The following is a 14,574-nucleotide window of genomic DNA, read 5'->3' on the forward strand; positions in this document are numbered from 1 at the left end:
CACGAACGGTCCCTTCCGGTGGGGATGCCTCAGCCGACGCTGACCGCGGACAGGCGCCAGGGCCCGCCCCCGAGCAGTTCGAGCTGGCGGGTGTGGTGCTGGTCGACCGTGCTCCGGTGGCTGACACTGAACAGGATGCTGTCGGGGACTCGATCCCGAATCATTTGGTAGAGAGAGTATTCGAGTCCCTCGTCCACGGCCGACGTGGCCTCGTCCAGGAACACCACCTGCGGCCTGATCAGCAGGACGCGCGCGAACGCGATGCGCTGCTGCTCCCCCGGGGACAGGGTCTTCGCCCAGTCGGCGCGCTCGTCGAGTCGTCCGACGAGGTTCCCCAGGTGGACGTCGCGCAGCGCCGCGGCGATCCGGTCGTCGGAAAGGTCCTGCACGTGGCCCGGATACGCCACGGCGCTCCGGAGATCCCCCAACGGCAGATACGGTAGCTGTGACAGGAAGAGTGCGTCGGGTCCCACCGGCCGGGCCACGCTGCCGGCGGCGAACGGCCACATCTCCGCGAGCGTACGGAGCAGCGTCGTCTTGCCACTCCCCGACGATCCCTTCACCAGTAGGGCTTCCCCGGGGAGGAGGCGCAGATCGAGTGTGTCGATCAGCAGTCTGCCGTCCGGGGTGCGCACGGATACCTTGTCCAGGTCCACCACCCGGTCCCGACCCTCGGTCCGGATCGAGGGCAACTGCCGGGAACGTTCGTCGGCGCTCAGCAGCCCGTCGAGACGAATCAGACTGGCGCGGTATACCGCGAACTGGTCATAGGACTGCCGGAAGAACGACAGCGCATCGGACAATTGGCCGAATGCCTGCGCGCTCTGGGTGATGTCGCCGAGCGTGATGGTGCCGGCGAAGAACCTCGGTGCCTGGATCACGATCGGGAAGACGACGGCAACCTGGCTGACGCCCAGATTGAATCCATTGAACTTCAGTGTCCGGAACACGATCTGCCACGCGTTCGCGATGACGGCGGCGAATCGTCCGAGCAGGCCCTGTCTTTCGACTTCCTCACCGCGATAGAACGCGACGTTCTCCGCGCTGTCGCGCAGACGCACGAGTGCGTAGCGGAAGTTGGCCGTCAGGCGTTCCTTCAGGAAGCTCAGGCCGATCAGCGGTCGGCCGATCCAGAACGCGATCGCCGTGGCCGTGAGGATGTCGACGTAGACGAGGAGCACCATCGCGCGCGGAATCTCCACGCCGAACACACTCATCGGCCCCGACAGGTCCCACAGGATCCCGGTGAACGACACCACCGACACCACCGAACTGACCAAACCCATCGACAGCGTCTGCGACGTCGTCGCGACTTCGGTGATGTCGGACTCGATCCGCTGGTCCGGGTTGTCGATCGAACCGTCGATGAATCTTCCTCGGTAGTACGCTCGCCCGTCGAGCCAGTCGGTCGTGACCCGGTCGGTGAGCCACGTGCGCCACAAGATCTCGAGCGCCTGGCCGGTGTACTGCGCCAGTAGCGACCGCACCACGTGCACGGTGGCCAGCACAGCGAAAACCACGATCGAACGCCAGAACATCGACTTCGCACCGTCGAGTGCCGCGGCGTCACCGGCCTCGAGCGCCTGCGCCACCAGTTGCAGTGAGGTGTACATCTCGTTGCCCTGATACGAGAGCAGGACCAGGATCCGCACACCGAGAATCGTCAGAAACAACAGCGCCAGGATCAGCGCCCACGGCCGCCAGCTGTCGCGACTGGAGAAGTAGGGCCCGGTGATTCGCCAGAATTGGCGCCCCCACTCGGTGCGCCGGGCCAGCACCGCACCGATCACGACGAAACAAACCAGCGCGATCAGGAATGCTCGGGAGGTCCACAACAGACTGGCCACGGCCTCGTGGCTCCAGTCGATCGGTTCGTCTCGCATGGGGCTCCCCCATCACCGATGGCGTGCCGTGATCAGAGAACCAGAATTCTAGCCACCGCGGCGGGGCCACGGACCGTCATGGCCGAACAGGCTCAGCGCCGGGCCGGAAAGTGCCGAATGACGCCTTCCTGCACCACCGTTGCGATCAATTCGCCCTTGCGCGTGAAGAACCGACCGGTTGCGAGACCACGCGATCCGGCCGCGACCGGAGACTCCGTCGCGTAGAGCGCCCACTCGTCGAACCGGAACGGACGATGGAACCAGATCGAGTGATTGACGGTCGCGGCGACGATCCGGTCGAGCCCCCAGGACAGCCCGTGGGTGGTGAGCACCGAGTCCAGGACGGTGGTGTCCGACGAGTACGCGAGGGCGGCGGCATGCATCCCGGGATCGTCCCCGAGCTGTCCGTCGGTGCGCATCCAGACCCGATTGTGCTCGAGGCGTTCACCGGAGCCCTTGAGGACCCAGGCAGGATCGTTCGCGTAGCGCATCTCGATCGGTTTGAGCGCGCCCACGAACGTCGGGAGGCGGTCTTCGTAGCCGGCCAGGTGATCACCGAGCGAAGGAAGTTGCTCCGGGCCGTCGACATCGGGGATCGCGACACTGTGCTCGAGCCCGGCACCCCAGTCCTGGAACGCCGCGAACATCGAGAAAACCACGTTCCCGTCTTGGTATGCGGTCACCTGACGGTTCGCGAACGCCCGCCCGTCGCGGTGCCGCTCGACGCGGTACTCGATCGGGGCCTTGACGTCGCCGCCGCGGATGAAGTGGGCGTTGACGGCGTGCACGGGACGTCCGGCATCGACCGTGCGCCCCGCGGCCACCAGTGCCTGGGAGACCAACTGCCCGCCGAACGTCCGGCTGGCGACCTGCTCGGGATGCCGTCCGAGGTAGGTGTCCTCCCCGATCTGTTCGAGATCGAGGAGGACCAGCAGCGTCTCCAGATCGGCCGAGCGCGTCGGTCGTAACGCTGCCCCCACTTCGTTCACGTGCGCGTCCCCTTGCTAGTGGTCTTCCTCCCCGATCCGGTGCACGTGGATCAGGTTGGTCGAGCCTACTGTGCCCGGCGGGGAGCCGGCCACGATGACCACGAGGTCGCCCTTGTTGTAGCGGCCGAGGGAGAGCAGCGCGTGGTCGACCTGCGTGAACATCTGGTCCGTCGAGTCGACCGGGTCCACGATGAACGTCTCGGTACCCCACGACAGCGCCAGCTGGCAGCGCACCGACTCGAGCGGCGTGAACGCCAGCAACGGCAGCGGCGAATGCAGCCGAGCGAGCCGGCGGACCGTGTCCCCGGACTGGGTGAACGCCACCAACGCCTTCGCATCGAGCCGCTCACCGATGTCACGAGCCCCGTAGGAGATGACACCACGCTTGGTCCGCGGGACGTGAGTGAGCGGCGGCACGCGCGCGGGATCGGTCTCGACCGCCTCGAGGATCCGCGCCATCGTCTGCACGGTCTCCATCACGTACTTACCGACCGACGTCTCACCGGAGAGCATCACAGCGTCGGCGCCGTCGAGGACGGCGTTCGCGACGTCCGACGCCTCCGCACGGGTGGGCCTCGAGTTCTCGATCATCGATTCGAGCATCTGCGTCGCCACGATCACCGGCTTGGCGTTCTCACGAGCGATCTGGATCGCCCGCTTCTGCACCAGCGGCACCTGCTCGAGCGGCAGTTCCACACCCAGATCACCACGGGCGACCATGACCGCGTCGAACGCCAGGACCACGGCCTCGAGGTTCTCGATCGCCTCGGGCTTTTCGAGCTTCGCGATCACCGGCACCCGGCGACCGACCCGATCCATCACGTCGTGGACCAGTTCGACATCGGCGGGCGAACGCACGAACGAGAGCGCGATGAAGTCGACTCCCAGCCCGAGCGCGAACTCGAGATCCTCGATGTCCTTCTCCGACAGCGCCGGCACCGACACGTTCATCCCGGGCAACGACACACCCTTGTTGTTGCTCACCGGACCGCCCTCGGTCACCCGACACACCACATCGTCACCGTCGACGGCCTCGACGACGAGCCCGACCTTGCCGTCGTCGACGAGCAACCGGTCACCGGGCCGCGCGTCCTGCGCGAGCTGCTTGTAGGTGGTCGACACCCGATCGTGGGTTCCCTCACAGTCCTCGACCGTGATCCGGATCTGTTCACCCGTCTCCCACCGCGTCTTGCCCTCGACGAACCGGCCGAGACGAATCTTCGGTCCCTGCAGATCGGCCAGGATGCCCACCGCGCGGCCCGTCGCTTCCGACGCCGCCCGCACACGACGGTAATTGTCCTGGTGATCGGCATGTTCACCGTGACTGAAGTTGAGTCTGGCTACATCCATTCCGCTCTCGACGAGCTCGCGAACGCGGTCGCCGGATGCAGTAGCAGGGCCAAGAGTGCAGACAATCTTCGTGCGTCGGGTCACGGGGAAAGCCTAGTCAATCCGGGGAACGAACTCTATTCGGCGGGCGAACGCTCGGTAACACCGAAGTGAGCGTCAGAGGACGGTCAGCGGCAGGGCCGTCGGATGCACCGGAGCGGGCAGTTCGGACGAACCAGTCAGGTACACGTCGACCCCGCGTGCAGCCGAACGCCCCTCCGCGATCGCCCACACCACCAACGACGCTCCGCGGTGCGCGTCGCCGCACACGAACACGCCGGGCGTCGACGTCTGCCAGTCCGCCGCGCACGACAACGAACCGCGGCGGTTGGTCTCGAGCCCGAGATCGTCGAGCAGCGGACCGTGCTCGACGCCCTCGAATCCGATCGCGAAAAGCGCCAGATCACAAGGTAGTTCGATCTCCTCGCCGACGGGAGTGATCACGCGTCGGCCGTGTTCGTCGCGGCCGAGGCGGACCTCCGCGAGCACCATCGACCGGACGTGGCCGGACTCGTCACCGAGGAAACGTTGCACCGCAACCTCGTACCGGCGGACGCCGCCTTCGGCGTGTGCCGGCGACGTACGCAACACCATCGGCCACGCCGGCCACGGTGCCGATTTCGTGTCCCGCTCCTCCGGCAGCGCCGGGTGGTAGTCCAACTGGGTCACCGACAGCGCGCCCTGGCGGTGCGCGGTGCCCAGGCAGTCGGCGCCGGTGTCGCCGCCACCGATGATGACGACGTGCTTGCCGCGCGCGGAGATCGGCGTCGCCCCATCTCCCTCGCACTCGTGGTTCGACGCGACCAGGTGCTCCATCGCCAGGTGCACCCCGTCGAGGCCCCGGCCCTGGACGTCGGGATTGTCGCGGGCGAGCAGCGCCCCGGTGGCGAGCACCACTGCATCGAAGCGCTCCCGCAGATCCGACACCGCGAGGTCCACACCGACCTCCACCTCGGTGACGAAATGCGTTCCCTCCACGCGCATCTGGGACAGGCGTCGTTCGACGACCCTCTTCTCGAGCTTGAACTCGGGGATGCCGTACCGCAACAGCCCACCGAGCCGGTCGTCGCGCTCGTACACCGTGACCTCGTGCCCCGCCCGGGTGAGCTGCTGTGCCGCGGCCAACCCCGCCGGACCCGATCCGACGACTGCGACGTTCTTGCCCGTCCGTAGCGCCGGGCGCACGGGTGGGACGAGGTCCTTCTCCCAGGCGGCGTCCGCGATGGCCTGTTCGATGCGCTTGATCGTCACGCTCCCCGTGGTGTGCGTGTCGGCCAACGCCAGCACGCACGCGGCCTCGCAGGGGGCGGGACAGACCCGGCCGGTGAACTCGGGAAAGTTGTTGGTGGCGTGCAGGCGTTCGGTGGCCGCGTCCCACCGTCCGCGCCGCACCAGGTCGTTCCACTCGGGGATCAGGTTCCCGAGCGGGCACCCCGCGCTGCTCGAATGACAGAACGGGATGCCGCAGTCCATGCACCGCCGGGCCTGCTCGGACACCTCACGGTCCCGCTCGGAGGGCGACTGGGGTGCATACACCTCACGCCAGTCGTGGATGCGTTCCTCGACGGGACGCTTGCGTGCGTCCTGCTTCGCCACGTGCAGGAATCCTTGGGGATCAGCCACGCGCCGCCTCCATGATCGCGGTGTCGACGTCGAGCCCTTCGGCGCGTGCCATCCGTGTCGCTTCGAGCACCCGCTGGTAGTCGGTGGGCATGACCTTCGTGAACAAGGCGGAACGCCGGGGCCAGTCGGCCAGGACCGACGCGGCCACCGCGGAACCCGTCCATCGCAGGTGCTGCTCGACCACCACACGCAGCCATTGCAGGTCGTCGCCGTCCGGAGTCTGCAACCGCACCATCGCGGTGTTGATCTTCGAGTGGTCGGCGTCGAGGAGGAACGCGATGCCACCCGACATGCCTGCTGCCAGGTTGCGCCCGATCGGGCCGAGGACGACGACGCGTCCACCCGTCATGTACTCACACGCGTGGTCGCCGACCCCCTCGGTGACGGCGACGGCCCCCGAATTGCGCACGCAGAACCGTTCGCCGACCCGGCCCCGCAGGTAGGCCTCGCCCGATGTCGCGCCGTACAGCAGGGTGTTGCCCGCGATCACCTGAGTCTCCGGGAGGAACAGGACGTCGTCGGCCGGGCGCACCACGATCCGACCGCCGGAAAGCCCCTTGCCCACATAGTCGTTCGCGTCACCCACCAGGTCGATCGTGATGCCGGGGGGCAGGAACGCACCGAGTGACTGCCCCGCCGACCCCTCGAGCTGGACCCGGATCGTGTCGTCCGGCAGCCCCGCCGCACCGTAGCGGCGGGTGACCTCGGATCCGAGCAACGTTCCGACCGTGCGGTTGACGTTGCGCACCGGCAGTTCGAGCCGCACCGGCAACGCGTCCTCGAGGGCGCCCTCGGCCAGCTGGATAAGAGTCCGGTCCAGGGCCAGGTCGAGCCCGTGGTCCTGGGCACGGACGCGTCGACGCTGAGGCGGGCCCGAGCCCGGGAGCGTCTCCTCGGCCGCGAACACCGGCGTGAGGTCCAGGCCACGGCTCTTCCAGTGCGCGACGCCGACCGCGGTCTCGAGCAGCTCCGGATGCCCGACCGCCTCCTCGACGCTGCGGAACCCGAGTTCCGCGAGGTGCCTGCGGACATCCGCCGCGACGAACCGGAAGAACTCCTCGACGAACTCCGGCTTGCCCGTGAATCGTTTACGCAGTTCCGGATTCTGCGTCGCGACACCCACCGGGCACGTGTCGAGGTGGCACACGCGCATCATGATGCAACCGGCCGCGATCAGTGGCGCGGTGGAGAACCCGAACTCCTCCGCCCCGAGCAGCATCGCCACCATGACGTCGCGTGCGGTGCGCAGGCCACCGTCGCACTGCACCGTGATCCGATCGCGAAGTCCGTTGAGCACCAGCGTCTGCTGCGCGTCGGCGAGGCCCACCTCCCACGGGAGTCCGGCGTGCTCGAGGGAGGTGAGCGGCGATGCGCCGGTGCCGCCGTCGTGCCCGGAGATGAGCACCACGTCGGCATGGGCCTTGCTGACCCCGGCCGCGACCGTCCCGACACCGACCGAACTGACGAGCTTGACGTGGACGCGGGCGTTCTCGTTCGCGTTCTTGAGGTCGTGGATGAGCTGGGCGAGGTCCTCGATGGAGTAGATGTCGTGGTGCGGCGGCGGCGAGATCAGTCCCACCCCCGGCGTCGAATGCCGGGTTCGCGCGATCCACGGATAGACCTTGAACGCCGGGAGTTGGCCGCCCTCACCGGGCTTGGCGCCCTGTGCCATCTTGATCTGGATGTCGGTGGCGTTGACGAGGTAGTCGCTGGTGACACCGAATCGCCCGCTCGCGACCTGTTTGACGGCGCTGCGCCGCATCGGATCGTAGAGGCGGTCGACGTCTTCCCCGCCCTCACCCGAGTTCGAGCGGCCCCCGAGTCGGTTCATTGCGATCGCCATCGTCTCGTGCGCCTCCGCCGAGATCGAGCCGTAGCTCATGGCGCCGGTGTTGAACCGCGCGAAGATCGATTCCGCCGGCTCCACCTCCTCGATAGGCACGGGTGGGCGCAGCCCGTGCCGGAACTCGAACAGTCCCCGCAGCGTCCCGCCCTCCGCGGACAGGCGATCGACCTCCGCGCTGTACTTCTCGAAGACGTCCGCCCGGCCCGTCCGGGTCGCGTGCTGCAACAGGAAGACCGTCTCGGGGGTGAACAGGTGCAGTTCGCCGTCGCGCCGGTACTGGTAGATGCCGCCGACATCGAGCCGACGATGCACCTGCGAGGACGGGTTCTCCGGATACGCGGCGCGGTGCCGCAGTTCCACTTCGCGGGCGAGCACGTCCAGACCGACACCGCCGAGACGACTCACCGTCCCGGTGAAGTACTCGTCGACCACCTCGCGCGAGAGACCGATGGCCTCGAAAACTTGTGCGGCGGTATACGACCCGACCGTCGAAATGCCCATCTTGGACATCACCTTGAGCACACCCTTGCCGAGCGCGCGCAGGTAGTTCCGTACCGCGACCGACGCCTCGACGCCGGTGAGTTCGCCCTCGGCGACGAGGTCCTCGATCGTCTCCATCGCCAGGTACGGGTTGACCGCCGCGGCACCGCATCCGATCAGTAGCGCAATATGGTGCACTTCGCGCGCGTCCCCGGTCTCGACGACCAGCGCCACCTTCGTCCTCTCCTTCGTCCGGACCAGGTGGTGGTGCACCGCGGAAACCGCGAGCAGCGTCGGGATCGGCGCCCGCAGGTGGTCGGAGTCGCGGTCCGAGATCACCAGGGTGCGGAAGCCGTTCGCGATCGCCTCGCTCGCGGACGCCCGGAGGTCCTCGATGGCCTCCGCCATTCCCTCACCGCCCGCGTCCGCCCGGTACAGCGCCCGCAGCACCGTCGCCGCGAAACCCGGGCAGTCCCCGTCCGCGTTGATGTCGATGATTCTCGCCAGCTCGTCGTTGTCGAGCACCGGCCACGGCAGCACGATCTGCCGACACGACGCGGCCGTGGGTTCGAGCAGATTCTGCTCGGGGCCCATCACGCGGCGCAGCGACGTCACGATCTCCTCCCGGATCGCATCCAACGGCGGGTTGGTGACCTGCGCGAACAGTTCGACGAAGTAGTCGTAGAGCAGCCGGGGCCGCTGCGACAGGACGGCGATCGGGGTGTCGGTGCCCATCGAACCGATCGGTTCGCCGCCGGCCGTCGCCATCGGCGCCAGCAGGACGCGCTCCTCTTCCGCGGTGTAGCCGAAGGCGAGTTGTCGTCGGACCACCGACTCGTGGTCGTGGGAAATTCGGCCCCGCCCCGGCATGGAACGCAGGTCGAGCAGACCGGCGTGCAGCCAGTCCGAGTACGGCTGCTGCGCCGCGAGTTCCGCCTTCACCTCGCGGTCGGGCACGAGTCGCCCGGCCTCGGTGTCGACGAGGAACATCTCCCCCGGCTCGAGCCGGCCCTTCTCGATCACCTCGGACTGCGGGATCGGCAGCACGCCGCTCTCGCTGGCCAGCACCACTCGCCCGTCGCCAGTGCGCCACCATCTGCCGGGACGCAATCCGTTGCGGTCGAGAACCGCACCGACGACCGTGCCGTCGGTGAATGTGACGCAGGCCGGGCCGTCCCACGGTTCCATCAACGACGCATGGAACTGGTAGAACGCTCGCAACGACGCGGGCATGTCCGCGTGGTTCTCCCAGGCCTCGGGGATCATCATCAGTACGGCGTGTGGTAGTGACCGTCCGCCCAGGTGCAGGAGTTCGAGAACCTCGTCGAAGGAGGCCGAATCCGAGGCGTCGGGGGTGCAGATGGGAAACAGCCGCTCCAGATCTCCCGGGATCACCGTGCTCGCAAGCATCGCCTCGCGAGAGCGCATCCGGTTCCGATTTCCCCGCACCGTGTTGATCTCCCCGTTGTGGGCGACGAATCGGAACGGGTGCGCCAACGGCCACGACGGAAACGTGTTCGTCGAGAAACGACTGTGCACCACGGCGATCGCACTCGTCACCCGACGGTCTCGCAGATCGCGGAAGAAGACGGCGAGTTGCACCGTCGTGAGCATCCCCTTGAACGTGATCGTCCTGCTCGACAGCGACGGAAAGTACACGCCGATTCCGGCCCGCTCGACCTCTGCGGGCGTCTGCTCGGCGCGCTTGCGCAGACCGTAGATGCGGCGGTCCAGTTCGAGTCCGCCCAGCGGACTGCCGTCCTCCGCTCGGGCGGAGACGAACAGGTACGTCATGTGCGGCATGCAGGACTGTGCGGTCCTGCCGATGTCGGCACCGATCGGGTCCACGTCCACGTCGTGCCAGCCGAGGATCTCGATGCCCTCCTGTTCCGCTATCCCGGCCACACGCTCCCGTGCGGCAATCCGGGACTGCGGATCGGTCGGCAGGAAGCAGATGCCCGCCGCGAAGGTGTGGGCGCCGTCGGGGCGCGATTGCGGCAGCGCGAAAGAGACACGTTCGCGGAAGAACTCGACCGGTAGCTGAACGAGGATGCCGGCCCCGTCGCCGCTGTTGGCCTCCGCACCCGCGGCGCCGCGATGGTCGAGATTCTCGAGAGCCGACAACGCGTCGCACACGATCTCGTGGGAACGCCTGCCGTGAATGTCGGCGACCATGGCGACGCCACACGAGTCCGCTTCACGATCACGGACATAGAGGCCGCGGGAATCGGGTTGCCGAGAAAACAGCACCGGAACACCTCCACACCGGCCCACCGGAAGCTCCGCGAGCTTCGCTGCGGCCATCGCGCGTCGCGCACTTCTTCAGTGGCCCCTGGCGGGGTCACCGACTACGGGTGCCGACTGCATCGATCGGGGTCCACCGGCACTGCTGTCGACCCGTGAAGGTTGCCGAGGTTCCACACCCGGCCGGGCCAGTTTACCCCGGGAAGGCCACCCGAAGCGATGCCGTGAACGTGCTCCGCCCGCGCCGGAGAACGGCGCGGGCGGAGGGTTCGGAGGCGAACGGGGAACGGCGGATCAGGTCTTCAGCGGCCGGCCCTGAGGGTCGCGGACGGCGCCGGACAACATGAGGATTCCGTCGACGAACGCCCAGATCCAGATGACCGGGAAGATCACGAACCCGATTCCGAAAATGATGGTGATCAGGCCGAACCAGAAGACGAGCAACTGGGTGAGTCCGATCCCGATGCTGCCGATGTACAGGCGACCGATACCGGGCAGCGAGATGAACCCGAGCAGGATCTGCAGCAGACCGGCCGTCGCGCGGGACTTGTCGGAGTACGGTTCGCCGGTGACCGGATCCCGACCGAACGGCGCGCTCGGATCGCCGTAGGCTCCGCCGTACATCCCCGGGTACCCCGATGCCGGCGGGTAGCCCGGCGCCGACGGACCCGTCGACGGCGGTGGGGTGGGCCTGCCGTACTCGGGCTGCGGAGTTCCGTACACGGGACCGGGCGAGCTGGCACCGGTGACCGGCGGCAACGGATCGCTCGACGGCGGCGGGTAGCTCGGGCCGGATCCCCAGCCCGGGCCGTTCCCGACACCCGAGTAGGTGTCCCATCCCGGACCGGCGGTGTTGCCGCCCGACGGTGGGACCGCCGACGTGCCGGACGTCGACTCGGTCATCGACGCGTCGGCCGTGGCGTCGTAGTCGAACGGTGAGCCGAACTCGGGTGGCAGCGGCGTACCGGAGGTGTCGGCCGACTTGTCGGCGGACTGATCTCCGGTGGACTCGGGACGCTTGTCCGGTTGCTCGGTCATTTCTTCTTCCCCTCGACTTCGGACGGCTCGGCGGTGTCCGCGGCGGGCGCCGCGCGGCCACCGGATCCGTGCGGCTGCAACTCCGCCGGATCCTCACGGCCCTTCTTCGCGAGAACGAAGTACGCGACGGCGGCCAGGAAGACGAGCGCCGACGTGAACGAGTTGACGCGGATACCCAAGATCTCGGACGCGTGGTCGGAGCGCATCAGTTCGATCCAGAAGCGCCCGGCGCAGTAACCGGCCACGTAGAGCGCGAACAGGCGCCCGTGCCCGATCTTGAACTGCCGGTCGACGGCCACCAGCAACACCACGATCAGCAGGTTCCACACCAGCTCGTACAGGAACGTCGGGTGCACCACCTGCTGGACCACACCGTTGGAAACCCCGTTCAAGGTGTCCACCCGGCCGGAAGCGTCGGTGCGCTCGTAGATCTCCAGACCCCACGCAACGGTGGTCTCGCGTCCGTACAGCTCCTGGTTGAACCAGTTGCCGAGTCGACCGATCGCCTGAGCCAGCACGATGGCCGGGGCGATCGCGTCGCCGAACGCCGGCAGCGGGATCCCGCGCCGGCGGCAACCGATCCAGGCGCCGACGGCGCCCAGCGCGACTGCACCCCAGATGCCGAGACCGCCCTGCCAGATCTTCAACGCGTCCGCCGGACTGCCGCCCTCACCGAAGTACGTCGGCCAGTCCGTGATCACGTGGTACAGCCGGCCACCGATCAGCCCGAACGGCACCGCCCACACGGCGATGTCGAGCACGGTGCCCTTCTCACCGCCCCGCGCGACCCAGCGGCGGTCGCCCCACACGATGGCGACGACGATGCCGACGATGATGCACAGCGCGTAGGCGCGCAGGGCCAGTGGCCCGACGTGCCACACGCCCTGCGGCGGGCTCGGAAGATAAGCGAGCAATTCGGTCGAAGTCACCATCGCAGTCACGACGCCACGTTAGCCGAGCGCACACCCTCCGAGAGTTCCGCAGTGAGCGCCCGCACCGCGTCCAATCCCTGCTCGGCCGCCGAGACGATCGCCGACCCGACGATGACGGCATCCGCGTACGACGCGATCTCCGCCGCCTGCGCCCCGGAACGAACTCCGAGGCCGACGCCGACCGGGATGTCCGAATGCGCGCGGATCCGGGCGGTCAGTTCGGGGGCCATCGAGGACACTGCGTCCCGGGCACCGGTCACGCCCATCGTCGACGCGGCGTAGATGAACCCGCTGCTCGCCTCGAGGGTCATCGCCAGACGCTCCTCGGTCGACGACGGTGCGACCAGGAAGATCCGGTCCAGGTGATGTTCCTCGGACGCCGCCATCCACTCGCCGGCTTCCTCGGGGATGAGGTTCGGCGTGATCAGGCCGAGGCCGCCGGCGGCGGCGAGATCACGGGCGAAGCGATCGACGCCGTACTGGAGCACCGGGTTCCAGTACGTCATGACGACGGCCTTGCCACCGACCGACGCGATCTGTTCGACGACGGTGAACACGTCGCGCACCCGGACGCCGCTGCGTAGCGCGGTCTCGGCGGCGGTCTGGATGGTCGGTCCGTCCATCACCGGATCGGAGTAGGCGATACCGACCTCGATGATGTCGCAGCCCGCGTCGACCATCGTCTTGAACACGTCGATCGACGTGGGAACGTCCGGGTATCCGGCGGGCAGATACCCGACGAGTGCGGCCCGATTCTCGTCGCGGCACTTCGCGAACGTGGGCGCCAGGCGCGAATCTCGTTGGCTCACTTGGCCGAACCTTCCTCGGTCGAATCATCAGCAGAGTCGTCGAACAGCCCGAACCACTTCGCTGCGGTGTCCATGTCCTTGTCGCCACGGCCGGACAGGCTGACGACGATGATCGCGCCCTCCCCCAGCTCGCGGCCGAGCTTGAGGGCGCCCGCGACGGCGTGGGCCGACTCGATCGCCGGGATGATGCCCTCCGTACGCGAGAGCAGCAGCAGTGCGTCCATCGCCTCGGAGTCGGTGATCGGCTCGTACGACGCGCGACCGGTGTCCTTGAGGTAGGCGTGCTCGGGACCGACACCCGGGTAGTCCAGGCCCGCGGAGATCGAGTGCGACTCGATGGTCTGGCCGTCCTCGTCCTGCAGCAGGTACGAGTACGCACCCTGGAAAGCGCCCGGGGTGCCACCGGCGAATGTCGCTGCATGCCGACCGGTCTCGACGCCGTCGCCGGCGGCCTCGTAGCCGACGAGCTTGACCGTCGGGTCGCCGATGAACGCGTGGAAGATGCCGATGGCGTTCGAGCCACCGCCCACACACGCGACGACCGCGTCGGGCAGGCGCCCGGTCGACGCCTGCACCTGTGCACGCGCCTCGAGACCCACGACGCGCTGGAAGTCGCGCACGATCATCGGGAACGGGTGCGGGCCGGCCGCGGTGCCGAAACAGTAGTACGTGCGGTCTGCGTTGGTGACCCAGTCGCGCAGCGCCTCGTTGATCGCGTCCTTCAAAGTGGCCGAACCCGATTCGACGGAGACGACCTCGGCGCCGAGCAGACGCATCCGGGCGACGTTGAGGGCCTGCCGGGCGGTGTCGACCGCACCCATGTAGACGATGCACTCGAGCCCGAGCAGGGCACACGCGGTCGCCGTCGCGACGCCGTGCTGGCCGGCTCCGGTCTCGGCGATGATGCGCGTCTTGCCCATGCGCTTGGCGAGCAGCACCTGCCCCAGCACGTTGTTGATCTTGTGAGATCCGGTGTGGTTCAGGTCTTCCCGCTTGAGCAGGATGCGCGCGCCGCCGGCGTGCTCACGCAGCCGGGTCGCTTCGAAGATCGGGGACGGACGGCCGGTGTAGTCGCGCTGCAGCCGGTCGAGTTCGTCGAGGAAGTTGTCGTCCGCGCGAGCCTTCTCGTACTCCGCGGTGACCTCCTCGATCACCGCCATGAGCGCCTCGGGTACGTGCCTACCGCCGTAGACACCCCAGTGGCCACCAGGGTCCGGTTCATGGCCGGACCGCTCCGTCAGACCGGCGCTGGCGGGAGGCAGATCGCCACCCTTGGACACGAGGGCCTCATTGCGTGAACTCACCCCTCCAGTCTGCCCCAACGCCATCGAGAACGAGCGG

The 14,574-nt window shown here is 67.9% G+C and carries 9 protein-coding genes; all 9 read right to left on the minus strand.

The features are described 5' to 3' along the window. Positions 1-29: 29 nt before the first annotated feature. Positions 30-1,883 carry an ABC transporter ATP-binding protein/permease gene (locus tag C7H75_RS13555; protein WP_106851459.1) on the minus strand — a complete coding sequence of 618 codons (1,854 nt, stop codon included), beginning with the start codon at positions 1,881-1,883 and terminating at the stop codon, positions 30-32. A gap of 92 nt (positions 1,884-1,975) precedes the next feature. Then, complete coding sequence (locus C7H75_RS13560; protein ID WP_084848794.1) at positions 1,976-2,872, minus strand: acyl-CoA thioesterase; 897 nt, start codon at positions 2,870-2,872, stop codon at positions 1,976-1,978. A 15-nt stretch (positions 2,873-2,887) separates the two neighbouring features. After that, on the minus strand, positions 2,888-4,306 hold the full coding sequence (gene pyk / locus C7H75_RS13565; RefSeq protein ID WP_013416172.1) for a pyruvate kinase: 1,419 nt from the start codon (positions 4,304-4,306) through the stop codon (positions 2,888-2,890). 72 nt (positions 4,307-4,378) lie between these two features. Continuing rightward, entirely contained in the window at positions 4,379-5,884 is a 1,506-nt protein-coding gene (locus tag C7H75_RS13570) for a glutamate synthase subunit beta (protein WP_084847109.1), read from the minus strand. Beyond that, positions 5,877-10,460, minus strand: coding sequence for a glutamate synthase large subunit (gene gltB / locus C7H75_RS13575; protein ID WP_084847501.1), 4,584 nt, complete (start codon positions 10,458-10,460; stop codon positions 5,877-5,879). Before gltB ends, C7H75_RS13570 begins: the two co-directional genes overlap by 8 nt. Before the next feature lie 288 nt (positions 10,461-10,748). Then, positions 10,749-11,492: a TM2 domain-containing protein gene (locus C7H75_RS13580; RefSeq protein ID WP_084847110.1), complete on the minus strand. Its 744-nt coding sequence runs from the start codon at positions 11,490-11,492 to the stop codon at positions 10,749-10,751. Continuing rightward, a complete protein-coding gene (gene lgt / locus C7H75_RS13585) occupies positions 11,489-12,424 on the minus strand; it encodes a prolipoprotein diacylglyceryl transferase (RefSeq protein ID WP_022596226.1) in 936 nt (311 codons plus the stop codon). Before lgt ends, C7H75_RS13580 begins: the two co-directional genes overlap by 4 nt. 5 nt (positions 12,425-12,429) lie before the next feature. After that, the gene (gene trpA, locus C7H75_RS13590) at positions 12,430-13,233 is read right to left on the minus strand and encodes a tryptophan synthase subunit alpha (RefSeq protein ID WP_005512870.1); all 804 of its coding nucleotides are present in this window, start codon (positions 13,231-13,233) and stop codon (positions 12,430-12,432) included. Beyond that, positions 13,230-14,537, minus strand: a complete 1,308-nt coding sequence (gene trpB / locus C7H75_RS13595) for a tryptophan synthase subunit beta (protein WP_013416177.1) — start codon at positions 14,535-14,537, stop codon at positions 13,230-13,232. Before trpB ends, trpA begins: the two co-directional genes overlap by 4 nt. Positions 14,538-14,574: the final 37 nt, after the last annotated feature.

The sequence above is a fragment of the Rhodococcus (subgen. Prescottella) equi genome, assembly GCF_003013675.1.
In the GTDB taxonomy this organism is placed as follows: Bacteria; Actinomycetota; Actinomycetes; order Mycobacteriales; family Mycobacteriaceae; genus Prescottella; species Prescottella equi.